The 23244-nt window shown below is 67.1% G+C and carries 22 protein-coding genes and 1 pseudogene; 8 read left to right on the forward strand and 15 right to left on the reverse strand.

What is annotated here, in order from left to right; translation table 11 throughout:
• Positions 1 to 170: 170 nt before the first annotated feature.
• From JWQ90_RS28115 to rluF, 4 genes are all read right to left on the reverse strand, one after another.
• A complete protein-coding gene (locus JWQ90_RS28115; RefSeq protein ID WP_299698407.1) occupies positions 171 to 578 on the reverse strand; it encodes an MAPEG family protein in 408 nt (135 codons plus the stop codon).
• A 195-nt stretch (positions 579 to 773) separates the two neighbouring features.
• Positions 774 to 1670, reverse strand: coding sequence for a pirin family protein (locus tag JWQ90_RS28120; RefSeq protein ID WP_299698408.1), 897 nt, complete (start codon positions 1668 to 1670; stop codon positions 774 to 776).
• The gene (locus JWQ90_RS28125; RefSeq protein ID WP_299698409.1) at positions 1667 to 2080 is read right to left on the reverse strand and encodes an OsmC family protein; all 414 of its coding nucleotides are present in this window, start codon (positions 2078 to 2080) and stop codon (positions 1667 to 1669) included. The genes JWQ90_RS28120 and JWQ90_RS28125 overlap by 4 nt, the downstream gene beginning before the upstream one ends.
• Positions 2081 to 2121: 41 nt before the next feature.
• Positions 2122 to 2835 carry a 23S rRNA pseudouridine(2604) synthase RluF gene (rluF, locus tag JWQ90_RS28130; RefSeq protein WP_299698410.1) on the reverse strand — a complete coding sequence of 238 codons (714 nt, stop codon included), beginning with the start codon at positions 2833 to 2835 and terminating at the stop codon, positions 2122 to 2124.
• A 55-nt stretch (positions 2836 to 2890) separates the two neighbouring features.
• Between rluF and JWQ90_RS28135 the strand changes: the two genes are divergently transcribed.
• Positions 2891 to 3256: a DUF2784 domain-containing protein gene (locus JWQ90_RS28135; protein ID WP_299698411.1), complete on the forward strand. Its 366-nt coding sequence runs from the start codon at positions 2891 to 2893 to the stop codon at positions 3254 to 3256.
• Between the two features lie 101 nt (positions 3257 to 3357).
• Here the strand turns inward: JWQ90_RS28135 and JWQ90_RS28140 are convergent, their stop codons facing one another.
• Entirely contained in the window at positions 3358 to 4113 is a 756-nt protein-coding gene (locus JWQ90_RS28140; RefSeq protein ID WP_299698412.1) for an alpha/beta hydrolase, read from the reverse strand.
• The gene (locus tag JWQ90_RS28145; RefSeq protein WP_299698413.1) at positions 4110 to 5177 is read right to left on the reverse strand and encodes a M14 family zinc carboxypeptidase; all 1068 of its coding nucleotides are present in this window, start codon (positions 5175 to 5177) and stop codon (positions 4110 to 4112) included. Before JWQ90_RS28145 ends, JWQ90_RS28140 begins: the two co-directional genes overlap by 4 nt.
• Before the next feature lie 404 nt (positions 5178 to 5581).
• On the opposite strand from JWQ90_RS28145, the gene rlmC reads away from it, so the two are divergent.
• Entirely contained in the window at positions 5582 to 6718 is a 1137-nt protein-coding gene (rlmC, locus tag JWQ90_RS28150; protein WP_299698414.1) for a 23S rRNA (uracil(747)-C(5))-methyltransferase RlmC, read from the forward strand.
• 66 nt (positions 6719 to 6784) lie between these two features.
• On the opposite strand, the gene JWQ90_RS28155 is transcribed toward rlmC, so the two are convergent.
• The gene (locus tag JWQ90_RS28155; protein WP_299698415.1) at positions 6785 to 8056 is read right to left on the reverse strand and encodes a TIGR03862 family flavoprotein; all 1272 of its coding nucleotides are present in this window, start codon (positions 8054 to 8056) and stop codon (positions 6785 to 6787) included.
• A 53-nt stretch (positions 8057 to 8109) separates the two neighbouring features.
• Here JWQ90_RS28155 and JWQ90_RS28160 point away from each other — a divergent pair, with 53 nt between their 5' ends.
• Positions 8110 to 8598 carry a YajQ family cyclic di-GMP-binding protein gene (locus tag JWQ90_RS28160; protein WP_299698416.1) on the forward strand — a complete coding sequence of 163 codons (489 nt, stop codon included), beginning with the start codon at positions 8110 to 8112 and terminating at the stop codon, positions 8596 to 8598.
• Between the two features lie 10 nt (positions 8599 to 8608).
• On the opposite strand, the gene JWQ90_RS28165 is transcribed toward JWQ90_RS28160, so the two are convergent.
• Positions 8609 to 9256: a hypothetical protein gene (locus tag JWQ90_RS28165; protein WP_299698417.1), complete on the reverse strand. Its 648-nt coding sequence runs from the start codon at positions 9254 to 9256 to the stop codon at positions 8609 to 8611.
• Between the two features lie 294 nt (positions 9257 to 9550).
• The gene (locus JWQ90_RS28170) at positions 9551 to 10579 is read right to left on the reverse strand and encodes a glycerophosphodiester phosphodiesterase (protein ID WP_366919622.1); all 1029 of its coding nucleotides are present in this window, start codon (positions 10577 to 10579) and stop codon (positions 9551 to 9553) included.
• 210 nt (positions 10580 to 10789) lie between these two features.
• Here JWQ90_RS28170 and JWQ90_RS28175 point away from each other — a divergent pair, with 210 nt between their 5' ends.
• The 5 genes and pseudogenes from JWQ90_RS28175 (at position 10790) to JWQ90_RS28195 (ending at position 12664) form a co-directional block, all read left to right on the forward strand.
• Entirely contained in the window at positions 10790 to 11014 is a 225-nt protein-coding gene (locus JWQ90_RS28175) for an AbrB/MazE/SpoVT family DNA-binding domain-containing protein (RefSeq protein ID WP_299698419.1), read from the forward strand.
• Between the two features lie 7 nt (positions 11015 to 11021).
• On the forward strand, positions 11022 to 11498 hold the full coding sequence (locus JWQ90_RS28180; protein WP_299698420.1) for a type II toxin-antitoxin system death-on-curing family toxin: 477 nt from the start codon (positions 11022 to 11024) through the stop codon (positions 11496 to 11498).
• Between the two features lie 5 nt (positions 11499 to 11503).
• A complete protein-coding gene (locus JWQ90_RS28185) occupies positions 11504 to 11641 on the forward strand; it encodes a hypothetical protein (protein ID WP_299698421.1) in 138 nt (45 codons plus the stop codon).
• Between the two features lie 351 nt (positions 11642 to 11992).
• Positions 11993 to 12220: pseudogene (locus tag JWQ90_RS28190) on the forward strand (DUF6602 domain-containing protein); the annotation flags it as partial.
• A gap of 9 nt (positions 12221 to 12229) precedes the next feature.
• Complete coding sequence (locus tag JWQ90_RS28195) at positions 12230 to 12664, forward strand: hypothetical protein (RefSeq protein ID WP_299698423.1); 435 nt, start codon at positions 12230 to 12232, stop codon at positions 12662 to 12664.
• A gap of 186 nt (positions 12665 to 12850) precedes the next feature.
• Here the strand turns inward: JWQ90_RS28195 and JWQ90_RS28200 are convergent, their stop codons facing one another.
• From JWQ90_RS28200 to JWQ90_RS28225, 6 genes are all read right to left on the reverse strand, one after another.
• Positions 12851 to 14083 (reverse strand): TIGR02679 family protein, encoded by a 1233-nt coding sequence (locus JWQ90_RS28200; protein WP_299698424.1) that lies wholly within the window; start codon positions 14081 to 14083, stop codon positions 12851 to 12853.
• Positions 14080 to 18210 carry a TIGR02680 family protein gene (locus JWQ90_RS28205; RefSeq protein ID WP_299698425.1) on the reverse strand — a complete coding sequence of 1377 codons (4131 nt, stop codon included), beginning with the start codon at positions 18208 to 18210 and terminating at the stop codon, positions 14080 to 14082. The genes JWQ90_RS28200 and JWQ90_RS28205 overlap by 4 nt, the downstream gene beginning before the upstream one ends.
• Positions 18207 to 19457, reverse strand: coding sequence for a TIGR02678 family protein (locus tag JWQ90_RS28210; protein ID WP_299698426.1), 1251 nt, complete (start codon positions 19455 to 19457; stop codon positions 18207 to 18209). Before JWQ90_RS28210 ends, JWQ90_RS28205 begins: the two co-directional genes overlap by 4 nt.
• Before the next feature lie 138 nt (positions 19458 to 19595).
• A complete protein-coding gene (locus JWQ90_RS28215; protein WP_299698427.1) occupies positions 19596 to 21092 on the reverse strand; it encodes a TIGR02677 family protein in 1497 nt (498 codons plus the stop codon).
• 149 nt (positions 21093 to 21241) lie between these two features.
• Entirely contained in the window at positions 21242 to 21856 is a 615-nt protein-coding gene (locus JWQ90_RS28220) for a plasmid pRiA4b ORF-3 family protein (protein ID WP_299698428.1), read from the reverse strand.
• 88 nt (positions 21857 to 21944) lie between these two features.
• Entirely contained in the window at positions 21945 to 23084 is a 1140-nt protein-coding gene (locus tag JWQ90_RS28225) for a hypothetical protein (RefSeq protein WP_299698429.1), read from the reverse strand.
• Positions 23085 to 23244: the final 160 nt, after the last annotated feature.

A 23244-nucleotide genomic window follows, 5' to 3' on the forward strand; every position in this document is an offset into this window, starting at 1 on the left:
TTTGTTTTCCCATGTAATCGGCGAAAACAATGTACCGTTATTCTCCGAACACGCCACGAGTCTCTTTCATCATCAGGGGTGGCGCGAGTCGCCATGTCCGTTGGGGTGAGCAAAGCGAACCCCAACATTTCGTCCGCGCCGATGTTGGGGTTCGCTGCGCTCACCCCAACCTACAGCGTCATCACCGCGATGCCGCGCCACACGCACAGCACCGATACGATGGCCAGTACCAGGAAGGTCAGCAGCGCGCCGCCGGCCCGGCCGAGCACCCAGTTGTCGGTGTAGCTCAGCGCGATGCCGTGGCCGATGCGCGCGACCAGCAGCGTGATGCCAAGCGCATGCAGGACCCACGGCGAATACACGCCGCCAACCTCGAGCATCGCCATCATCAGCAGGATCAGCGGCACGTATTCGCTGAAGTTGGCATGACCGCGGATCGCGCGGAACATCTGGTGATTGCCGCCGTCGCCCAGCGAAGGCGCGCCCTTGCCGATGCGGCCTCTGACGACGCGAATCGTCAGCGTCAGATACAGCAGCCCGAGCAATCCGGCGTACAACGGTGTGATGGTCAGCAGCATGGTTCTCCCCGATTTTGGTTGGTTCTGCCGATCGTCCGGATCGGCGAGTCGCAGGTTAGTCGCAAGCACGCCGCTAGGCTATGTATTCGAGCGCGAGCTGTTGCAGACGACGTAGGTCGGCAATCCCTTGCCGACGTGCACCTTCGATGCGCAATCGAGGCCTCACGTCGGCAAAGGATTGCCGACCTACGCATGCTAGGCCCACGGCGGCATCGGCGCGCCCAACCGCCCGCCATCGTAGCCATGCACTTCGCCGAAGCTGCCCCGGCCCGCGTTCCATTCGATACAGGCCTGCGTCAGCTCCTCGTGGCTGCGGCCGACGAAATTCCACCACATCAGCACGTCTTCCTCGAAAGGCTTGCCGCCGATCAGGATGATGTGGCAGCTCCCATCGCAACTCAGCTGGATGCCACTGCGGCCGACGCCGAGATACAGCATCACGTTCGGCAGCAGCGCTTCGCCGTCGATGCGTGCTTCGCCGCCGATGACCAGCAGTGCATGCTCGAAAGCCGGGTTCAGGTTCAGTGCCGTATCGACAAGCCCGGCGCTGATCTGCAGGCCGACCAGTGGCCAGAAATGTCGCGCCGGCGAGTGCTCACCGTCGTACTCGCCCGAAATCACGGTGATGCTGAGGTTCTCACGCGAGATCTTCGGCAGCACCGGATAGTGATCGAACATCGGTTCACTGAAGCGCGCCGAATCCGGCAGCACGGTCCAGAATTGCACGCCATGGATCTCGCCGGACGCCGCTGCCGGTGATTCTTCCGAATGGCTGATGCCGCGGCCGCTGGTCATCACGTTGAGCTGGCCGGCGCGGATCATCTGCAGCGAGCCCAGGCTGTCGCGGTGCAGGATTTCGCCGGCGGTCAGCCAGGTCACGGTCTGCAGGCCGATGTGCGGATGCGGCGCTACGCGCAGCGGTCCGACCTTGGCAATGTCCGCCGGGCCGATGTGATCCAGGAAACACCAGGGCCCGACCAGCCGGCGCAGCCGCGACGGCAGCACGCGGTTGATCGGCATGCCGTCGCCGACGATCGCCGCATGGCCCTCGATGCGCTGCGTTTTGCCGGCGCTCGCGTCGCCAGTGCTCACGGCGCTGGCACCAGGTCGGTGGCGATATGGATGCCGCCGCTCAGGATCTTGTGCACCGGGCAGACATTGGCGATCTGCAGCAGGCGCTCGCGCTGTTCGTTGTCGAGCGCGCCGCGCAGCGTGACCACGCGGCGGATTTCAGTGCTGCCGTCGGCCGGCTTGCCGAGCGGATTCAGCGTCAGCTGCACGTCGACGCCCTCCAGCGGCCAGCTCTTGCGCTGTGCATACATGCGCAAGGTGATCGAGGTGCAGCTGCCGAGCGCCGACAACAGCAGTTCGGTCGGCCCGGGGCCGGTGTCGCCGCCGCCGGCCTCGATCGGCTCGTCCGCGGCCCAGTGCTTGCGTCCGTTGTAATTGTCGGTGGTGTAGGCGGCCGCGCCGCTGGTGACTTGCACCTGGGTCAGACTCATTCCGGAAACTCCTGGGGATTGGATCGGTTTCTGTTCTGCAATTACCAGACGCTACGTTCCGGCAGCAGGCCGCGCAACTCCTCGGGCGACAGATCACGCCAGCGGCCGGGCTTGAGGCCGGCGAGTTGCACGTTGATGATGCGCACGCGCTGCAGCCGTCGCACGTCGTAGCCGAACACCTCGCTCATGCGCCGGATCTGCCGGTTGAGACCCTGCGTCAGCACAATGCGAAAACTGCGATCGGGCCGCACCGGATCGCGTGTCACCCGGCAAGGCTTGGTGACCACGTTGAGCTCGGGCAGCCTGACGCCGCGCGACATGCCGTCGATGAAGGCCTCGGTGACGGGTTTGTCGACGGTGACGATGTATTCCTTCTCGTGCATGTTTTCCGATCGCAGGATCTCGTTGACGATGTCGCCGTTGCTGGTCAGCAGGATCAGGCCCTCGGACTCTTTGTCGAGCCGGCCGATCGGGAAGATCCGCTCCGGATGGCGCACGAAGTCGACGATGTTGCCTTCGATGTGGCGCTCGGTCGTGCAGGTGATGCCGACCGGCTTGTTCAGCGCGATGTAGACATGTTTCCTGGCGCGCGCGCCGACGCGCTTGCCGTTGGCGATCACCACGTCGCCATCGGCAACCTGTGTGCCGAGTTCGGCGCGCTTGCCGTTGACCATCACGCGCCCGGCCTCGATCCAGCTGTCGGCTTCGCGGCGCGAGCAGATGCCGGTTTCGGAGATGTACTTGTTCAGGCGCATGGGTTCAGGCGCATAGCTTCAACCGCAGCTTCGGTCTGACTATTATGGTCGTGCCGTGACCGATCTGATCGCCGCCCGCTGCGTGTTCGCCTTGCACCTGGGCTTTCTGGCCTTCGTGGTGTGCGGCGGCCTGCTGGTTGCGTGGCGCCCGCGCGTCTGGGCCTGGCTGCATCTGCCGGCGCTGGCCTGGGGTGTGTGGATCGTCGCCAGTCATGGCTTGTGCCCGCTGACGACGATCGAGAATTCCTTGCTGGATGCGGCCGGCGTCGCGGGTTACGACGGCGGCTTCATCGATCGCTACCTGGTGCCGCTGCTGTATCCGCCGGGGCTGACGCCGACGGTGCAGACCGGGCTGGCGGTGTTGCTGGCGGTCTGGAATCTGGGCTGGTATGCGCTCGGCTGGCGGCGGCGCGGAACGTAGCCGCGGCACCGACTTCATCGCGGTCAAGGACCGCTCCTACAGTCGCGGATCGAGGGTCCGCAAGAATCCTGTAAGAGCGGTCCTTGACCGCGATTGCCCGATCAGGCGTGCGACCAAGTCTCGACTTCCGCCGCCACCCACTCGCCATCATCGAACGGCAGATCATGCCCGGCACTCGGATGCTCGCGAATCTCGCAGCCCCAGGCCTTGGCCAGCTTGCGCGAACATGCCGGATGCACCAACCGATCCTTCGCGCCGGCCAGCACCAGCATCCTGACTCGCGGCGCGTCCCGCGACGCGACGTAGCGCATCGCCGACGCCAATTGCCACAGCGCATTCGCGGTGCTCACCGGCTGCGCTTCGCGCCACGCGGTCCAGTCGTCGAGCACGCCGCGGTCCCGGCTCGCCGTCGTCAGCCGCAGCACGATGGCTTCCGACTCGCGCGCATCCGGCTTAAAAAAAGCCATTTTCAGCAGCGACGGATACACCCCAGGCCGTAGCCGCTGCCAGAACCGGCTGAAAGGCCGCAGGCTGGTATTGATCAATACACAGGCTTCCAGCTCGTCCGGATAACGCGTCGCCCACGACGCCGCGACCATCGCACCCATCGACATCGCCAGCACCCGGTACGGCGGCGCGATGCCGCGCCGCTGTAGTTCGGCTCTACAGAAATCCGCAGTCTCGCCGATGGTCGGCAGGCTGCGCTGCTCATGCAGCTCGCCGTTGCCGGGAAAGTCGATCGTCACCACCGGAGCGCCGGGAAAGCGCTCGGCGAACCGCTCGATGAATCGGCCCCAGTGCCGGCGATCGCGCATCAGCCCGCGCAGCAGCACCCAGGGTGTCGCCTCGATGCTCATGCGGATTTCTTTTTCTTCTTCGGCTTCACGCCGGCGTCCGCATACCAGCGCTGCAGGGCCAGCGCCTGATGCCGTTCTCGATCAGCGCCGACCGGCAGCCAGCGCTCGAAGCCCGTTGCCGCCCGCGTGAAAAACTCCAGCAGGGCGATGTGCCGCCGCATCACCCGGCGCTGGCGATGCGCGATCAGCGGATTGAAAATCCCCTGGCGTGAAAACAGCTGGCGCGGATTTTTCTTGATCCACAACCAGCTGCCCATTTCCAGCGTCAGCGGCAGAAACATGTTGTCGTCGCCGCGTGCGCAGGACCGCAGGTAGAGGTGATCCCAGAGATCGCCATGAGTCAGATACTGCCGGCTCTGCGGCTCCAGCAGATACGGATGATGCGAGTGCGTGGCCTCGAAGATCGTGCTCAGCGCGTGCATCTCCGGCAGATGGCGGATCGGCTCGGCGGTGTGGGCGAACGGGAACCAAATGCGATCCTGCACGCCGAAGCCGGAGTGGCAGTCGATCGCCAGGCTGAAACGCCGGCCCAGCATTTCGTCCTCGACCAGCTTGCACAGCGCGGCGCTTTCGATCTCCATCGGCGCCTTGGCGGCGCCGCGATACCAGGGCAGGCCGGCGCTGACGCGCTGACCGCCGAGCATGAACGGCACCGCCTGGGTCGCATCGACCGGCGCGTTGCGCATCAGGTCGACCCCGCGCGGATTGGCGCGCGTGCCGCGCCACAGGCCGCCGGGATTCACCAGCGGCATGAACACCAGGCGCACCTGCTGCAGATGCTGGTGCAGCACCAGATCCCAGGGCAGGCGCGACACCAGGTTGCGGATGTAGGCCATCACCACTTCGGCGCCGATCCGCTCCAGGCCGTGCACGCCGCCGAAGAAGCCCACCGCCGGCACGCTTGGGTCCGGGTTGCCCATCAGCAGCGCATGCAGCGGGAAGCGCCGGCCGCCGGCCTGCACCTCGCCGACGACGCGCGCCTCCATGTACGGCCCGCCCTCTTCCATCAGGCGCTGCAGCTCGATCAGTTCGGGCAGATCGGGTGAGGCGGGGCTTGTGGGCATTGCGGTCCTGGTCGGCGTAGCCGGGCAGGGTAGGAGGCAAATGTGTCAGTTGCGCGACGTGCATTGTCATCGGGCTGCCATCGGGCCGTCACGCGGGCTTGATAGCGTGACCCATTCTGAATGCACCGGAGCTAGCAATGGATAAGATCATCCGCAAGTTCGCCACCTCGCGCCCCGTCGCCATCAGCGCGGTCGTGCTGTACGGCGTGATGGAATTCGTCGCGCTGCGCCGCTCGACGGTGCTTGCCCATTCATAACGCGTAGCTTTGGGTGAGCGCAGCGAACCCCAACATCGGCGCGGGTCGAATGTTGGGGTTCGCTGCGCTCACCCCAACCTACACAGAGCATCGTCTGAGCCTGCGAGCGCGTAACATGGCGTTCGCGCTCCAGGTTTTTACCCGACGATGCAGTGTTCCCATTACGACGCCGGCCGCTGCCGCTCCTGCACGCAGCTGCCGCAGCCTTACCAGCAGCAACTCGCCGCCAAGCAGCAGCACTGCGTCGACCTGCTCGCGCGCCACGGCGATCTGCAGTGGCTGCCTCCGGTCGCCAGCATCGAATCCGGCTTCCGCAACAAGGCCAAGATGGTGGTCAGCGGCAGCTGGCGCCGGCCGGTGCTCGGCATCCTCGACGCGGCCGGGCAGGGCGTCGATCTGAGCGACTGTGGGCTGTACTCGCCGGGTCTGCAATCCTGTTTCTCCGCGCTGGCCGAGTTCATCACGCTGGCGGTGATCTCGCCTTATAACGTCGCATGCAAGCGCGGCGAGCTCAAATACCTGCTCGTCACCGAGTCCGATGTCGGCGAGCTGATGCTGCGCTTCGTGCTGCGCTCGGAAGAGCCGCTGGGGCGTATCAGGCTGCATCTGCCTGAGCTGATGCAGGCGCTGCCACAACTCAAAGTGGTGTCGGTGAACCTGCAGCCCGAGCACAAGGCCGTGCTGGAAGGGCCGACCGAGATCCTGCTGACTCCGGACGCGCCGCAGCTGAAGATGCAGCTCAACGAGCTGCCGCTGCATCTGCGGCCGCAGAGCTTCTTCCAGACCAATACCGCCGTGGCCGCCGCGCTGTACCGGCAGGCACGCGACTGGGTCGACCAACTGGAGCCGGCGAGCCTGTGGGATCTGTACTGCGGTGTCGGCGGCTTCGCGCTGCATTGCGCCAGCCCCTGGCGCGATGTGGTCGGTGTGGAGACCAGCGCCGACGCGATCGCCAGCGCCCAGCAGAGCTGCGACGAGCTGGGCTTGAAGCGCCTGCAGTTCAAGACGCTGGATGCGGGCGCGTTCGCGCTGGGCAGCGACGCGCCGGTGCCGGAGCTGGTGATCGTCAATCCGCCGCGTCGCGGCATCGGCGCCGAGCTGAGCCGGTATCTGAACGAGTCCGCGGTGCGCTGGCTGATCTACTCGAGCTGCAACGCCGAGTCGCTGGCGCGCGATCTGGCATTGATGCCGGCATTCAAGCCGCAGCAGGCGCGCCTGCTCGATATGTTCCCGCATACCCAGCACTTCGAAGTCATCGTGCTGCTCGCCAGAGAACCGGCGTAGGCGTAGGTTGGGGTGAGCGCAGCGAACCCCAACATCGGGCGGACGAAATGTTGGGGTTCGCTGCGCTCACCCCAACCTACGGTGCGGCGGTGACTTCAACCACTCGACTGCGCCCAGCCCCGCTTTCCGCCCGCTGGCGAAACACGCGGTCAACAGATAGCCGCCGGTAGGTGCTTCCCAGTCCAGCATCTCGCCGGCGCAGAACACGCCGGGCCGCGCGCGCAGCATCAGGCCCTCGTCGAGGGCGCCGAACTCTACGCCGCCGGCGCTGCTGATCGCCTCGGCCAGCGGCCGCGTGCGCAGTAGCGTCAGCGGCAGCGCCTTGATCGTCGCAGCGAGTGTCGCCGGATCGGCCAGCGCTTCTTTCGACAGCACTTCGTAAAGCAGGCCGATGCGCAGGCTGTCCAGCCCTGCGGCACGCCGCAGGTGCTCGCTCAGCGAGCGCTTGCCGCGATACAGGCCGATGTCGCGGCGCAGCTTCGCCTCGTCCCTGGCGGGCGCAAGATCGAGGCGGATCCGCACGCTGCCGCGAGCGGCGATGGCTTCACGCAGCGGCGCCGACATCGCGTAGATCAGCCCGCCCTCGAGCCCGGCCGCGGTGATCATCAGCTCGCCCTGCTGCGAGTGCCGGCCGCCCTCGGCGTCTTCCCAGCCGAGCACCACCGGCTTCAGCGGCTGACCGGCGAAACGGGCCGAGAAGTGCTCGCTCCAGTGCAGTTCGAATCCGCAGTTGGAGGCGCGCAGCGGCGCGATCGGCACGCCGTCCGCGGCCAGCCACGCGGTCCAGGATCCGTCCGATCCCAGTTCCGGCCAGCTGCCGCCGCCGAGTCCGAAAATCACCGCATCTGTGTGCACGCTGCGCTCGCCTTGCGTTGTCGAGAACTGCAGCGCGATCGTCTGATCCGCATTGCTCGACATGCCGATACACCGATGCTCGACATGAAAGCGCACGCCCTGGGCACGCAGCCTGCGCACCCATCCGCGCAGCAACGGCGCCGCCTTCATGTCGGCCGGAAACACACGCCCGGAGCTGCCGACGAACGTCCCGACGCCGAGCCCGCGCGCCCAGTCACGCAGCGCGTCGGCGCCGAATCCGGCCAGCCATTCGCCGACCTCGGCCTGGCGCTCCGCGTAACGCTGCACGAAGGCCGCGGCCGGTTCAGCATGCGTCAGATTCAGCCCGCCCTTGCCGGCCAGCAGAAACTTGCGGCCGACCGATCCCATGCGCTCGTACAGATCGACCTCGGCGCCGGCAGCACGCGCGACCTCGGCGGCCATCAGGCCGGCAGGTCCGCCGCCGACGATGGCGACGCGGGCGGGTTCGGTTGAAGAATGCATGCGCAATTATCGGCGATACTAGCGGCCGCAAGTGCAATGCAGCCGAAACCACCATGCCCTCATTCGATATCGTCTCCGAAGTCGACAAGCACGAGTTGACCAATGCGGTGGACCAGGCCAAGCGTGACCTCGAGAATCGCTACGATCTACGCGGCACCAATGCCGCGTTCGAACTCGACGACGCCGAGTACACCGTCAAGTCGACCGCGCCCAGCGAATATCACCTGACCCAGCTGCTCGACATTCTGCACAAGCGGCTCGCCGGGCGCGGTATCGATCTGCGCTCGGTCGAGGCCGACGATCCCGAGATCAACCTGGCCGGCGCGCGCCAGAAAATCACCATCAAACAGGGCATCGAGCAGGTGCAGGCGAAGAAGATCATCGCCAGGATCAAGGAAGCCAAACTCAAGGTCGACACCTCGATCAACGGCGACAAGCTGCGTGTCAGCGGCAAGAAGCGCGACGACCTGCAGACCGCGATCGCGTTCCTGCGCAAGTCGGAGATCGAGCTGCCGCTGCAGTTCGAGAACTTCCGCGACTGAGCGCCTGTGCTCAGGGTGCCGACACCGCGCTGGCCTGAGAGCTGCCGCCGCGCGGTTGCTCGAAGCGCGCCAGCATCTCCATCGCCTCGACGCTGACGACTTCATGCGCGTCCATGCCGGTGTGCAGCACGTAGTCGACGCCGTCGAAGAACAGGAAGCTGGGCTTGCCGTTGGCCTGCACGAACACCGCATCGCGCGCACTGGCGACATAGCCGAACTTGGGGATCAGCAGCTTCGGTGACAGATGCGCGACGTAGGGCAGCTGGTCCTTCGGCGTCACCCGATCGGGCACGTTCAGCGCCGAAACCCTCCAGTTGCCGCAATAGGCGCGGTCATGCGACCAGCGCTCGCCGCCTTCGCTGATCGCCAGGTACACGCAGGTCTGCGATGAGCTTGAAGCCGGCTTGTTGGCCGCCGGCTGAAGGGCCGCCGCGTGCAGACGATCCTCGATGCCGCCGACCGTGGATTCGATGCGGATCTCGAAGTAATCCGGGCGGCCGTCGCCGTTCAGATCGGGGGCTGCCGCGGCAGCCTCGGTGGCAGACGGCAGCGAATAGTCGATGACTTTCAGCGATCCGGCCTGGGCCGTGCCGATCAGCAGCAGGCTCGCCGCCATGGCGATCAATCCAGGGGTACTACGGGCTATTGCGTGTTTCATTGCAGCTCCTCGCGTCAGGGCATATCGCGCGTCATTGCGCGGCGTATGTGGCTAACGGCAGGAACTGTTTCCGGCTTGATGCGCGAATGGCAAAAGGCTTACACCGTTCGCGCGGATGCATCGACCGCCGGTCTTTCGATTTCTGACTCGCGCAGCAGGTCGCGTAACTGCGCCAGCGCAGCTGCGATTGGGCGGTGGTGCCGCAACTGTAGGAGCGGACCTTGTCCGCGATTGAATCTTCAAGAGCACAATCGCGGACAAGGTCCGCTCCTACGGTTGCGTGACTCGTGACTACTATGGCGCTGTGAACGCGTCCACAGCCGCCCGCGCGACGAAGGCGTCGTCGCTGAACAGGCCGTCGATGCCGGCCTGAAGGAAACGGGTGATCTCGCCGTAGGCATCGCCGCGCGCGGTCTTGTCGGTGCTCGAGCGGAAGTCCGCCGGCAGGAAGTTGTTCTCCGGCCGGAACGTGTAGGGATGCACCAGCAGCCCGGCCGCATGCGCGTCCGCGACCAGCGAGGTCGGCGCCAGCAGGCGCGCGTCGGCGTCGCGCGGGATCACCATGTTCTTGTCGGGGCCGATGCCGTCGGCGTAGCTCGCGACCTCGGCCAGGCCGGCCGGCGTGATCAGCTCGGCGTAGCCGCGCGCATCGCCGGCGGCGACGAAGTCGTAGGGGCGCGCCGGCGGCGCACTCAGCAGCTGGATCAGCGGCAGATCGGTCTTGGCGCGCAGCGCCTTCAGGTTGGCGACTTCGAAGGACTGGATGAACACCGCCGCGTCCGGCCCGGAGTAGCCGTTGGCGGCGAGCTTGTCGAGCAGCCGCTGTTCCAGCGGCAGGCCGATGCTCTGGAAGTAGCTCGGGTGCTTGGTCTCGGGATAGATCGTGATCGTGCGGCCGGTCTCAAGGGTCTTGGCCTTGGCCAGATCGATGACTTCCTGGAACGTCGGGATCAGGTAGAGCCCGTTGTAGCGCGTGTTGTCCGGGCGGATATCCGGGATGCGTTCCTTGGCGCGCAGCGTGCGCAGCTCGGCGAGCGTGAAGTCCTCGGTGAACCAGCCGCTCAGCGCGACGCCGTCGATGGTCTTGGTGGCTTTGCGGCTGGCGAATTCGGGATGCCCGGCGACATCGGTGGTGCCGGAGATCTCGTTCTCGTGGCGGGCGACCAGCTCGCCGTCCTGGGTCGCGACCAGGTCGGGCTCGATCACGTCGGCGCCGTATTCGATCGCCAGCGTATAGCTGGCGATAGTGTGTTCGGGCCGGTAGGCCGGGGCGCCGCGATGGCCGATCACCAGCACGGCGGGCAGCGGTTTGATACTGGTCATCGGCTCGTCGTCATTGTTGTTCGATCCGGAGCCGGAGCATGCGGCGAGGCTCAGGCCGGTGGCAACAATGAACAGAAACGCAGGCATACGCACAGGCATTGGCCGTCTTCCTTGAAGGGGTGGGAGACGCGAGCCTAGGGCGCGCCGATGACGGACCGGTTGCAGTGTCGGTGTGTTATAACTATCGTAATACGAAGTTGGAGACAGGTCATGCAACTGAAAATCATCGCCGTAGGCAATTCCGCCGGCGTGCTGCTGCCGAAGGAGCTGCTGGCGCGGCTGCGCGTCGACAAGGGCGACACGCTCTATGTGGCCGAGACTCCGGACGGCGTCAAGCTGATGCCGCATGACCCGGAACTGGCGGCGCAGATGGAAGTGGCCGAGCGCGTGATGCGCGAGGATCGCGCCGTGCTGCGCAAGCTCGCCGACAGTTGATCGCGCCGTGATCGTCTGGATCGAAAAACCGCTGGTTCTGCTGCTGCATGACCGGCAACTCGCTGAGCACGGCGGCATGCCCGGCGTGCGTGACAACGGTTTGCTGGAGTCGGCGCTGGCCAGGCCGCAGCAGCTGTACGCCTATGGAGAGCCGCCACCTGATCTGGCCGATCTGGCAGCGAGCCTCGCGCACGGGCTCGCAAAGAATCACGCCTTCGTCGATGGCAACAAGCGCACCGCCTTCGTCAGCTACCGCAGCTTTCTCGCCTTGAATCATGCCGAGTTGCAAGCGAACGCCGACGAGAAGTACACGACGATTCTGGCGCTCGCCGAGAGCCGCATGAGCGAGGCTGCGTTTGCAGACTGGCTGCGCTCGCGCCTGCACCTGAACGCGGGCGACGCCAATCTGCAAGAGCCGCGGAGTCGTTATGCGGTGACGCAAAAAAACGCTTCAAAAAAGCTGGTACGCACCCGCACTGGGTGACCTATATGGACAAAGCACTTTTCGACGATTTGCTGGCAAGCGTCAAAGAGATGGATCAAATCCGCCGCGGCAAGCGCAAGCCGTCCCGCACGAGCGTGATCGAGCCAGTGGCGGTAAAGAAGACTAACGTGAAGCATTCGTAGGTCGGCAATCCCTTGCCGACATGCGCCGTCGATCGCGCAATCGGGATCCCACGCATGCAAAGGATTGCCATATACGACCTACGATTCCTCTTAGCGCCAAGCCAAGACGACACATCAGAAGATCAATATCATACGAGGTGGTACATGTCAGGTTTTGATCCATCACAGTTCGTCAATCGCATTGGCCGGCGGCTTGTCGCGGAGTTCGCAGATGCGAGTGAGGCTGGTACGCCCGGGCCGATTGGAAGCGCTTGAGCATCCTGCACGCGTGCAGCTCGTTAAAATGCTCCCAGCCTACGTGTCTGTCGGAACAGGCCTGCTGATCGATAGTTACGGGGGCAAAGCAAACAGCAGGATATCGTGATGTTTGAACGCGACTTCTGTCCGGTCTATTCAATCAACGACGCTCCTGAGGCCACCTATTTCCCGATAGAGGGCATTATCCCCACTGGCGAAGTCAAGAGTTCGGTCAATAAAGGCGTCTTATTTAAAGCACTAGATAATGTCAGGTCAGCGAAAATGCTTCGTAAGCATTCTCAAAAGACTGACGAAGGATTGGGGCCTCTTGCTCCCTTTTGAAGTTTCGGAATGGGGACTCCCTTCGCCGCCACGCCAAAAGACGAGTTCAATCAAGAACTCAACCATCGGGATCAGATCTACAGCTTTATCCTTTGCAACTCATTTACTAACACTCCAGATGCAGTACTGGACAATCTCATCGAGTATCAACGCATGCATGGCCACGAATGCATGCCCAATCTTGTGGCCTCTCTTAACGACGGGTTTATTCAAGGCATGCAATCTCGGGGGATGAGTCTCCAGTTCTCACTGCTTAATTCCGATAGTTTTTCATTTTTGCCTGCTTCTGATCGGTGCTTTGCTTACTTGGTCAACCAGCTTCAGCTGCATGTTCGTGAAGCTCGCACCGTGCCACTTCAAGCACTTAGTCGTTATATGAAATCGCTGGAAGGCGCGTTGCCATCTTGTAGAGCACGCCATTTTGAAGCTCGACACAGTGGCTGATGGAGGCAATACCTCAAAACTCTGTGCCCGTCCGTGGTTCGGTGCTTGCATCGCGGCAGCCAAAATCGCCGCGCTTCACGCATCCAGGCGAGCTTCGTCGACGGTTGATGCTTGGCTGGGCCGAGGCGGAACATCGCCCTGAATCTGCAGGTGATCCACTCGCTGGCGACTACGGCCACATACGAATCAAGCCGCCAGATCTTCCAGCAGCAGCTCGGCCACGGCTTCTTCGTGCAGCCGGTAACCGGCAGACGACATGGCAACAACAAGCTCCTGATCCCATGACGCGGCAACAGCGCCGGAACCGAGTGGCTTGCCGCTGCGGCCGCGATAGTCGGCTGCGGCGAAGCGCCAGGGGCGGGCGCCGAAGCGGCGCATCACGAAGTTGCCGATGGTGATGCCAGGCCAGTCGAAGTCGCCGTGATAGCGCAGCAGCGCGCCGGCGGCCGACAGTTGATCGAGCAGCGTGCGCTGCGCGGCCGACGGCATGCCGTCGGTGCAGATCAGCGCCGCGCTGGCCTTGCCCAGCTGCCGTGCGGCGATCGCGACGATCGCCGGGTTCTCGCAGACGTAGACGCTGCGGCCGCTCACGCGCCAGCGCGGCGGCTCGCGCAGCAGCAGGCTCAGGCTCAGGTGCAGCGGCTCGCCGGCGTCGCGCGCGCTGGCGAGCATGCGGCCGCCGACGCTGTCGGTGTCGGCTTCGAGATTCAGGCACAACACCGGCGAGGCGAATTCGTTGACGACGATGCCCAGACGCGCCCAGCGGTTGCGGGAGCGTGTGTCTTCGCTGGAACGCAGGCTCGCGTCCGCGGCTGCTTCTTCCGGCAGCAGATCTGTCGTTTCGGCCGCGCGCAGCACCAGCGCGGCAAGGCCGCCGCCGGCGTCGAGCGCATGGGCGTCGTGCACGGCTACGGCGGCGAGCTGTGCCAGCGGCATGCCCTGCGCGGGCAGCCGTTCCAGCACCTGAGTCGCGGCGTTGATCATCGCTGCCGCGCTGTCCGGCTTGCCCGCCAGCCGCTTGAGCAGGCCCAGGCCGGCCGGCGTCTGCAGCAGGCTCAGCAGCCGCGGTTCCATAGTCCGCTGCGCCAGTTCAGTCCAGGCCAGCGCTCGCTGCGCTCGCTCGGCGTGCGATTCCAGCGGGCCGTCGAGTGCTTCGAGCGCGGTGCGCAGATCAGCGGCGATGCCGGCGCGCGCCAGCGCCTGATCGAGAACCTGCTGGCTCAGCCGCATCGATCCGGCGGAACTGGCGCTGCGCCCGAGCAGGCCTTCGAGCGCGTGCCGCTCCGCTGCGGTCAGCGCCGTGAGCGTGAAGCTTTCGGCTGGCGCCGCGCGGCGGAAGCGTGCCCGCAGGCGCTGTCGCAGTTGCGCGAGTTCGGCACCGCCGAGCAGGCTTTGCAGCCGCGCCGCATCCGCGCTCATGCGCGCTCGGTGGCGGGGAAGCGGCGCTCGGGATCGGCTTCGCGGCGGCGCTCGCGGCCGTCCCAGGTCCAGCGCGACACGAACACCGCGTCGGCGCCTTCGCGGCGCACCAGCTGGCTGATCGCGACGCCCGGCAGCTCGGCATAGCAACCCCATTCACGCTCGCTGGTCATGATGAAATCCAGATCGAATTCGCGGATCAGCGCCATACAGTGCTGGCGCGCGTCGTCGTCGATGCCGGCGAAAGCTTCGTCGAGCAGCACTAGGCGCGGCGAGCGTGCATCGGCGCTCTGGTAGAAGCTGCTGGCGGCGGCGAACAGCGGCACCGTCAGGCCCAGCGCCTTTTCGCCGCTGGATGCGGGGCCGCTGAGCGGACGCCAGTCGGTGTCGCCGCGCGAGAGCTTGCGCTGTACCGCGAAGCGGTGCCAGCGCCGGTAGTCGAGCGCGCCGGTCAGCACGTCGAGTTGCACCGCCTGCTCGTCGCGTCCGCGTTCGGCCTCGATGCGGCGGCCGAGGAACTCGCCGACCACGCGCCGGTCCTCGGGCGACCAGGCTTCGCTGCGCGTGCGCAGCAGGCGCTGCCGTGCTTCGGCCAGGCCGGCTGGCGCGTCGTCGTTGTCGGCCGGCAGCCAGGCCAGGCGGAAGCGCACGCCGGTGGAAGTCGGGCGGCGTTCGAGTTCGGCGTTGATCGCGTTGACGCGGCGATCGGTCTCCTGGATCAGGCGCTGCAGTTCCGAGGCGATTTCCTGTTGGAGATGATTCTCCAGAATCTCGCGCTCGTTGGCCGACAGCTGGCGGCGGCGCTCCTCGCGCTCGGTGTCGAGCTGCGCGCGCAAGCGGTCGGGGCGCTCGGCGCGCTGACGGTAGACGATGTGCACCAGCATGCAGTCGTCGGCGACCTCCATCACCGCCTCGTGGCCCTGTGCCGACATCGCGCGCTGCAGCTCGGCGAGGTCGCTGCCCATGCCGTTCTGCACGCGCTGCCAGTCGGCGTCTTCGGCCGGCACCTCGGTCAGTGCCTGCTCGACACGGCGCGCGAGACTGCGCGCGGCGTCCACGCCCCAGGCGGTTTCCGCTGCCGGCAGCTCGATCTCCGGCAGCGCCTGCTGCATCAGTCCGGCGATGGTGAAGGACTGCAGTACGCCGATGGCGATGCGGCGCTCCTCGCTGCGCTCTTCCAGGCGCTGGCGCGCGTTGAGGTCCTGGGTTCGCGCCGCTTCCAGGCGGCCGCTGGCGCCGATCTGCCGCTTGCGCGTGTCTTCGCGCTGGCGGCGATGCTGCTCAAGCGCATCGCGCGCGGCGCCGATCTTGGCTTGCAGGGTCTCGACGCGATTGCCGACCGCGTCGCGCAACGTCTCGAAGCGGGTGCGCGCTTGCTGTGCGGCGCGGGTCTGCTGCTCGCAGTCCGCCAGCGCGCGTTGGTGTTCCTCGAGCGCGCTGGCCTGGCGCTGTAGTTGCGCGGCGAGTTCGATGCGGTCGCGGCGGTGTTCGCGCAGCGTCGAAGCGAGAGAAGCCGCGGCACGGCGATAGTCCTGGACCTGCTGGACTAGTGCATCGAGCGCGGCGCTGTCGGCCGGTAGCCCGAGGTCGGCGGCGGCGATTTCCAATGCGTCGCGGGCGCGCTCTACCGCTGCGGTTGCAGTGCTCAGGCGCGCGTCGACGGCGGCCAGGCGCTCCTGTGCGAGGCGCCGCTGGCGTTCGGCTTCGGTGAACGCGGCCTGCGCGCGCAGCAATGCGTCATCGCTGGGCGCGGTCTCCAGTTCGCGGCGGATCGCGTCGCGCGTCTGCGCAGCGTCGTCGCGCTGCGCCTGCAGCTCTTGCGCCTGCAACTCCAGCTCGTCGAGCCGCTGCGCGATCTGCGCGAGCCGCTGCTGGCGCGCCGCTTCGCGCGCGGCGTGACCGACGAATTCGGCCTGCGGCTTGGACCAGGCGCCCTGCACCGGGCCGATGCGGAAACGGCCCTGTGGCGAGATCCAGGCTTCGCTGTGTTGGTCGTCGGCATCGCTCGCGGCGATGCTGTCGAGCAGGGCGGTGATCGTCTCGGTGGCAGCCGCAGCCGCCGCGCCTTGTGCAGGGATGCTGGCCTGCAGGTAGCGCCGCAGGCTGTCGCCGGCCGCAGGCTCGCGTGCGACCAGAACCAGATCGTGGGTCGACGGGTCTAGCAATTCGCCGGCCGGCGTAACCCAGGCGTCGAGCACACCGGACGCCTGCAGCGCCGCTTCGAGACCGGCGCGCGCGTCCGGCGCGACGCCCTCGATGAAATCGACGAGTTGCCACAGCGGAGCGCCCAGCCGCGCGTGGCGGACATCGGGCGCGCGCGTCGGCGGCGGTGGCGGAACGCGGTCGTCGCCGCGTGCCAGCGCATCGCGTTCGGTGTGCAAGGCGCGCTGTTCGTCCTGCAGTGCGCGCTGTCGCTGACGCAACTCGGCCTCGTGCATCGCCAGCGCCTGTTCGCGCGCGCTGACGGCGCGCTCCAGTGCAACACGCAGCGGATTGCGCGTGCCGCCGCTGGCGATCCAGTCTTCGAGCGCGGCCAGTGCGTCGTCGGCCTTGTCCAGCGACAAGATTTTCAAGCCGTCCAGATGTCGGCGCCAGGCTTCGAGCAGCGCCTCGCCGGCCTGCCGCTGTTCGCGCTGACGAGTGTCGACGCTGGCGGCCGCAGCATCGAAGTCGTCGGCGCGTGCGCGGCGGTCGTTGGCAGCATTGTCCTGCTCGCGCTGCGCCTGCAGCAGCGCGGCCAGACGCTTGCGCAGCAGATCGATCTGTCGCAGCCGCGTCTGCGCCGCTTCCTCGCTGGCGCGGCGCAGACGCTCGGGCTGCTCGGCCGCGGTTGCTTCCGCGCCGTCCGGCAGATTCAGGCCTTGCAGGGCTAGCGCATGCGCACTCGCCAGACCAGAGAGATCGGCGAGCTGCTGGCTCGCTTGCAGCTCGCCGAGCAGCCGTTCTCGCGAGGCTGCGGACTGGCGCTGGCGCTCGCCGGTCTGCGCGGCTTCATGCGCCTGCCGCTGCCGGCTGGCGTTTTCGCGGCGCTCGGCCTCGGTCTGCCAGCGCAGCGTCTTGTCGGCGTCGTTGCGCGCCTCGTCGAGCCGCTTGGCGTCCAGATGCGCCGGGTCTTCGCTCAGTGCCTGCAGCCGTGCTTCGTCCTCGTCTAGCTGCGCTGCGAGCTGCAGGTCGAGCGCGTCGAACTGCTGCACTTCGGTGCCGGCGGTCGCCAGTTCGGCCGTGGCCCGGTTGAGTTCGGTGCTGGCGTTGTCGAAGCGTGTCTGCGCGCTGCGCATCGTCGCCGCGCGGCGTCGCGCGGCCACTTGGGCGTAGACGCGGTAGCGCTTCTCGAACGCGCTCACGGCCTTGTGCATCGCGTCCAACTCATCGAGCTCGCGCTTCAGATCGTCGAGCCGGTTGAAGGATTCGGCGACGTCCTCCAGCAGGCTGCGGTCCAGCGGCGGCAGCGCCTCGCTGAGCGCCAGCGACAAACGCTTTTCGTCGGGCTGCTTCGACAGCTGCGGCTGGCGCAGCTGGATCAGCGTGTCGATCAGCGCCGCGTAGCGCGCCTCGCCGAGCCGGAACAGGCGCTCGTCGACCGCGCGCCGATACGCCTGCGCGCTGTCGAACACCTGGCCGCGGCTGCCGATCGCCGCCTCGAGACGATCGCGCGACAACGCGGTGCGCTCGGGCGTGGTCAGCCACAGCTCCTGGCCGATGCGCTGCGCGGTCTGGAAGTACCAGGGGTCCACCGGCTTACCGGCCACCGCGCGCAGGCCGCAGCCCAGCGTCAGGTAGTGCGCGACGCCGTTGTCGTCGCGCCGGCCGAATTCGATCCAGCAGTAGCCGGTGCGGCGCTCGCCGGCCGCGCCGCCCATCAGCAGATTCCACTCCATGCGCTTGCCGCGGTCGCCGTCGGGCTCGATGCGCTCCGAGCGCAGGCTGGCGTCGAACAGGAAGGGCAGCGTCAGCGACAGCACCTTGGATTTGCCGGTGCCGTTGTTGCCGCGCAGCAGCAGATGGCCGTCGCGGAACCAGAATTCCTCGGCGTCGTAGAAGAACATTTCCACCAGGCCGATGCGCAGCGGCTGCCAGCGGGCCAGCGCCGGTTCGGGCAGCGGCGGCGGCATGGTGCCGTCGCTCACAGCAGCGCCGCCTGCTTGGGTGCATCGCTGCCGCTGCCGATCTGCGGCTCGGCAAAGGCGTAGCGCAGCAGCGCGGGCCGCGTCGTGACGCCGCCGGCGCGCCGTTGCAGCAGCTTCAGCGCGACCAGCCGGTTCACTGCCTGTTCGGCCAGCGCGGTTTCGGCGCCGGGCTCGCGCGCCGCCTTGTTCCAGTAGCGGCCGTGGCGATCCGCCGCCGCGCGCAGGAACGCGGCCAGCTCCACGGGCGTGTGCACGCGGCCCGGGGTTTCGCGCTCGGCCGCGGCCAGATGCTCGGCCACCAGCAGCGTCGCGTGCGCGTCGGTGCCGACCGCGGGCATGCGCTCGTCGGTCAGCTCGGAGTCGGGATCGACCAGCGCCAGGCCTTCGGCGCGCAGCTCGGCGACCAGCCCCAAAGCGTCAGCCAGGCGCGCCGCCATCGGCCCGCGCTGGCTGGCCAGGTATTCGCGCTCGGCCTCGCTGAGTTCGTCGTGATAGACCACCGGATCGTCGAGCAGGCAGCGCGCGATGCGGTGACGCGCGGCTTCGCGCCGGCCCTGCAGGCTGTCGGGAACGAAGTCCTCGACCAGGGCCTTGAGCCGGTCTTCAAAGTCGAGCTGCGGCTGGGTGGCGGCGAGCCAGCTGGCGCCGCGGCTGCTGCCGGGCAGCGCCGCCAGCACGCGGCGATGCACGTCGTAAAGCACGTCGGCCTCGCTGCCGCGCTCGACGAAGCGGCTCTCGTCGCCAGCGACCAGGCTGAGCACGCCGAGCTGCAGCAGATAGCGGCAGACGTGGACCAGGTCGCGGCGCTCGCGCGCGCCTTCGAGCGTGTAGCGGAAGCCCTGCGCAGCCAGCTCTTCGTCGCCGGCCGCCTCGATCAGGCGCTCGCCGAGGATCTGCAGCGTGATCTGCGGCTCGGCGCGCTCCAGCACCGCGCACACCAAACACAGCAGCACGTAGCGCTCGCGCGCCAGGCCGCCGTCGAAGCCGGCCGCGCCGCGGGTGTCGTCGTCGAGCGCGCCGGGGCGCTTGTACAGCCGCGCGCATTCACGCTCGACCAGCAGTGTCCAGCCGGCTTCGCGCGCCAGCCATTCGCGCAGCGGCGCGACATGCCGGCGCACCAGCGCGTAGGCGGGATCGCTCGCCGGCAGCAGCGGCCGCATCAGCAACGCGCGCAGAGCCTGCTCCTGCTCGGCCGCCTGCTGGCGGGCGAGCACGTCGGAGAGGTCGGAGCGGTCGGCGATGGGCATGTTCAATGTGAAGGTGGCAGTGCGGCTGGGTAGCTTGGTAGGTTGGGGTGAGCGCAGCGAACCCCAACGTGTGCCCGCGCCGATGTTGGGGTTCGCTGCGCTCACCGCCAACCTACCCGTACCCTTAGTTTACTTGCACTAGACCGCCGTGATTTCGACCAGATGATCACGCCCGGCGAAGCGCCCCAGCTCGGTTTCGATCACCGCCTCGCGGCCGTTGGCCAGCGGAATCAGGCGCACGCGCAGCAGGCCGTCGGCGCTGCTGCGCTCGATCGGCTGGTCCGGATGGGTCTGTGCCGATAGCGCTTCGCCGAGCAGGTTCAGGAACAGCCGGAACGCATCTGCGTCGAGCACGCCGATCTGCGACAGATGCGTGATGCCGGCGGACGTGAGCCGCTCGCGCGCCTGCGCCAGTTGCGCCGCCTGCTCGGCCATCTGCGCCGCCATCAGTGCGCGCGCCTGGCTGCGATCGCGGATCAGCGGCGGGCCGCCGCGCGTCGGCAGCTGGCCCTGCTCGCGCAGCCGCGGATGGATGGCCAGCGGCGGCGCGGCGCCCCAGGGCGTGCTCGCCGGCACATCGGCCGGCACCGCCAGCGCCAGATGCCGCGCTGGCGACAAACCGAAAGCAGCGCGCCATAGCCGGTGCGCTTCGGCGGTATCGCGGGCCTGCGCGAACCACAGCGCCAGGCGGCGGAAATCGGCGCTGCGGTCGCTGCGTCCGGCGCGGCGTTCGTTGAGCGCGGAAACTGCCGACAGAAGCCGCGGGATCGCCGAGCGCGCGGCGGCGCGCAGCAGCTCGGCCTGCGCCGGCGAGCGTCCGTCGGATAAGAACCACAGCCGGAAACCGCTCCAGCGCTCGGCCCAGGCGGCGAGCTTCTGCGCCAGCGCGGCCTGCTGGCCAGAGGCATCGTCGGGCGCGGCGTCGCCGGCTTCACGCGCCGCCGCGAGACCCAGCAATGTCTCGACCGAGGGCTCCAGCGCTTCGAGCGCCGCGGCGATGCGCCCGGAGCGCTCGACCAGCTCGCGGATAAAACGCTCCAGGTAGTCGATCAGCCGGGTCTTGAAGCCCATCACCGCGTCGAGTTCCGCGCGCTGCAGCTCCAGCGTGCGCGCCAGATCGGCCATGAAGGCCTCGGCATGCCGCGCCAGGCCTTCGAACACATGCACCAGATCGCGCAGCGCCTCGTGGACTTTCGGCGCATCCGGTTCGGTGTCGGCGGACAGCAGCTGCAGCGTCGTCAGCCGCGCCAGGATGTCGTCCAGCGCCACCGTCTGCAGCTCGCCCTTGCGCGCCAGCGCCTCGGCGAAAGCGGCGAGTCCGGCCTCCACCGCTTCACCGCCGGCGGTGAGGCGATACAGCAGGCGCCGGCGATAGAAATCCTCCAGCGTGGAGACACGCGCAGTATCGGCCTGCGAGCGCAGATTGCCCCAGGCCACCAGCTGATCCAGCGCTTGCGCCAGCTCTTCGGCCGACGGCGGCGTGCCCGGCCAGCGCGCCTCGCGCAGCAGATCGTCCGGCCGCAGATGCAGCCGGAACGCGCGCTTGGCGGCGGCGAAGCAGTCGAGCACGGCGCGATAAATCCCCGCTTTTTCGGTGGAGACGTGGCGGAACAGATCGGCGTCGCGGGCGTGCATGGCTGGGCTATCTGGGGATTGGGTTTGCGACTGCAAGCCTGCTCATGGCGTCGATCCCGAAATCGCGCGCAGCGCTCGGCTGAGGCTCGGGCGTCTCGCTTGGGCACGCTCCGGGCGCCAGTTGCCCAACCATAGTCGTGCCAATCGCATCATTTGCTGGCCTTCAGCCTAGGAGCCGGCCGGCGCCAGCGCGCTGCAAGCTTCGTCAAGGCCTTGTTGGCTGCGACGATATCGTAACGCTGAGGATCCCAGTTGCTGCCGACCCATTCGCGCAGCTCTTCGTACTCCTCGTGGGCGGGATCGGCGAGGACCGTCAGCAGGTTCATGTAGCCCCAGGGGCCGCCGCAGTCTTCCGGCGGGCAGGCTCCGGCGGCTTTGAGACAGACCGCTTCCGGCGCACCGGGTTCGGCCGCACCGATCGCCTTGACCGTGATCTCGTGTACCCAGTCGTCGCCAAAGTCGTACCAGTATCGGAACTTGCTGCCTTTACGTGGGGCGAAGTCGGACAGAATCCCCTTCTTTTCATCGCGCAGTGCCGGGCCGAGGCCGTCGTCGAATTCGTCGTCTTGGATACCGAAGCGCAACTCGCCCGGCCCGCGGACGCCATTGCTGAATTCGTGCAAGTGGTCGTCTTCCCAACCCATGACGATCTGAATCACGTCATGCAGCCGGTCCAGGCGGAGATCGGAAGGCACGGCCAATTCGCGCCAGATGCTGGGATCGGTGTTTTTGAGAACGATCTTCAAATGGTGAGTGGCCGGCATACGAGCCTCAGAAATATTTTTCGGTAGGTGAGAGAGCGCCGGTTTCCACGGGTGAATTCCGGCCCGGGGGTCCCAACTTCGGGCGAGTCTACGGGCGGGTCCTCGATGGGACCACCGCAGCAAGGTAGAGCTGCAGCAGCGCCGGATGTCGGGCGTGAAGCTGTCGTCGCGCGCTCATTTCTCCGCCGCTGCGGATGAGTTCGTGGAGTGCGGTGTAGGCCGCACCTACTGCGTCTTGCGGTGCCGTCGATACCGGCACGAAATCGAGATGGCGGTTGTCCGCCACCAGCATCCAGGCCGGGAAGTCGGCGGTCGCGAATTCCAGTTCGGCCGAGCGGAAGTTGCCCCAGTGGGTTTTGAGCGCGAATTCGCCCGGGTCTTCGTTCAGCGCGGTTTCGGCCTCATCGGAAAAGCGCCAGCACAGCTGCATCCAGGCCAGCCGCGCCTTGTCCAGACGGCCGGTCCGGGCTCTTGCCCGTGCCAGCCGGGCCAGCAGCGCCGGCTGCTGTTCCCAGCCCGCCTGCTGCTCGATGCAGGCGCAGGCGCGCTCGCCGTCGCCGGCTCGCAGCCAGGCATGGCTGGCATGTTCCAGCGGGCGTTCGGCATCGAAGGCGACGCCGTCCAGCTCGGCGGCCAGATCCGACCAGAGCCCGGCCAGATAGACCTTCGCGGCGCTACCCAGGCGCCGCTGTGCCAGCGCCGTGATCTCCCGGTCCAGCCAGGCGATGCGTTGTGCCGCGCCGCTCGGCGGCGATGCCAGGGCCTCGATCAGCTGCGACAGTTGTGCGGCCGTCGCCGGGTCGTCGCAGCGCTGCAGCGCGGTGCGCGCCTCGTCGAGCCGGCGTTCGAGCAGCGCGCTGCGGACCGCGGCTTCGGCGTAGGCACTGCGGCTGTCGTGAAACAGATCGAATTGGGTCGCCGAATCCGGGCGGCGCATGACGATGCCGCAGCGCTCGGTGAGTTCGCGTTCGGCCCGCGTCGATGCGGCGGGCCAGGCCGGCGATGCGGCGTGGGCGACGGCTTCCAGGCCCTGCCCGTGGCAATAGGCCTGGGCCGATTCCAGAATGGCGCTGGCGCGCGCCGCATCCGCCGGCCAGTGCATCGGCGCCGGCAACGCCCCGGGCTGGCATTCGATCAGGCCCAGCCACTGCAGCAGGCGCAGCATGTCGAGCTCGCCCTGTTCCAGCAGCAGCCGGTCCACGGCGTCGGTGACGTCGAGCGGGTTCATCGACGGGCGCGCCGTGTTTGACGCGCCAGTTGAGTAGATTAACGTGAAAGAGACCTGATTTAGGGCGCAGAGGTCCCTGGCCTTTTGAGGCCATGGGAAGCGGGGTGGAGATCAGGGTGCTGCGGGGATCAGGCCGTACTGAGTGAGGGCCTTGATCCAG

It is taken from the genome of Hydrocarboniphaga sp. (genome assembly GCF_028291725.1).
Classification (GTDB): Bacteria; Pseudomonadota; Gammaproteobacteria; order Nevskiales; family Nevskiaceae; genus Hydrocarboniphaga.

What these genes read in the sequence shown, in the direction of transcription:
- JWQ90_RS28200 (WP_299698424.1), bottom strand. Translation starts at nt 14,083, where the DNA reads ATGAGCGCGGATGCGGCGCGGCTGCAAAGCCTGCTCGGCGGTGCCGAA.
- JWQ90_RS28145 (WP_299698413.1), bottom strand. Translation starts at nt 5,177, where the DNA reads ATGCCCACAAGCCCCGCCTCACCCGATCTGCCCGAACTGATCGAGCTG.
- JWQ90_RS28215 (WP_299698427.1), bottom strand. Translation starts at nt 21,092, where the DNA reads ATGCACGCCCGCGACGCCGATCTGTTCCGCCACGTCTCCACCGAAAAA.
- JWQ90_RS28140 (WP_299698412.1), bottom strand. Translation starts at nt 4,113, where the DNA reads ATGAGCATCGAGGCGACACCCTGGGTGCTGCTGCGCGGGCTGATGCGC.
- JWQ90_RS28220 (WP_299698428.1), bottom strand. Translation starts at nt 21,856, where the DNA reads ATGCCGGCCACTCACCATTTGAAGATCGTTCTCAAAAACACCGATCCC.
- rluF (WP_299698410.1), bottom strand. Translation starts at nt 2,835, where the DNA reads ATGCGCCTGAACAAGTACATCTCCGAAACCGGCATCTGCTCGCGCCGC.
- JWQ90_RS28210 (WP_299698426.1), bottom strand. Translation starts at nt 19,457, where the DNA reads ATGCCCATCGCCGACCGCTCCGACCTCTCCGACGTGCTCGCCCGCCAG.
- JWQ90_RS28125 (WP_299698409.1), bottom strand. Translation starts at nt 2,080, where the DNA reads ATGAGTCTGACCCAGGTGCAAGTCACCAGCGGCGCGGCCGCCTACACC.
- JWQ90_RS28155 (WP_299698415.1), bottom strand. Translation starts at nt 8,056, where the DNA reads ATGCATTCTTCAACCGAACCCGCCCGCGTCGCCATCGTCGGCGGCGGA.
- JWQ90_RS28165 (WP_299698417.1), bottom strand. Translation starts at nt 9,256, where the DNA reads ATGAAACACGCAATAGCCCGTAGTACCCCTGGATTGATCGCCATGGCG.
- JWQ90_RS28170 (WP_366919622.1), bottom strand. Translation starts at nt 10,579, where the DNA reads ATGACCAGTATCAAACCGCTGCCCGCCGTGCTGGTGATCGGCCATCGC.
- JWQ90_RS28225 (WP_299698429.1), bottom strand. Translation starts at nt 23,084, where the DNA reads ATGAACCCGCTCGACGTCACCGACGCCGTGGACCGGCTGCTGCTGGAA.
- JWQ90_RS28115 (WP_299698407.1), bottom strand. Translation starts at nt 578, where the DNA reads ATGCTGCTGACCATCACACCGTTGTACGCCGGATTGCTCGGGCTGCTG.
- JWQ90_RS28195 (WP_299698423.1), top strand. Translation starts at nt 12,230, where the DNA reads ATGGGGACTCCCTTCGCCGCCACGCCAAAAGACGAGTTCAATCAAGAA.
- JWQ90_RS28160 (WP_299698416.1), top strand. Translation starts at nt 8,110, where the DNA reads ATGCCCTCATTCGATATCGTCTCCGAAGTCGACAAGCACGAGTTGACC.
- JWQ90_RS28185 (WP_299698421.1), top strand. Translation starts at nt 11,504, where the DNA reads ATGGACAAAGCACTTTTCGACGATTTGCTGGCAAGCGTCAAAGAGATG.
- JWQ90_RS28175 (WP_299698419.1), top strand. Translation starts at nt 10,790, where the DNA reads ATGCAACTGAAAATCATCGCCGTAGGCAATTCCGCCGGCGTGCTGCTG.
- rlmC (WP_299698414.1), top strand. Translation starts at nt 5,582, where the DNA reads ATGCAGTGTTCCCATTACGACGCCGGCCGCTGCCGCTCCTGCACGCAG.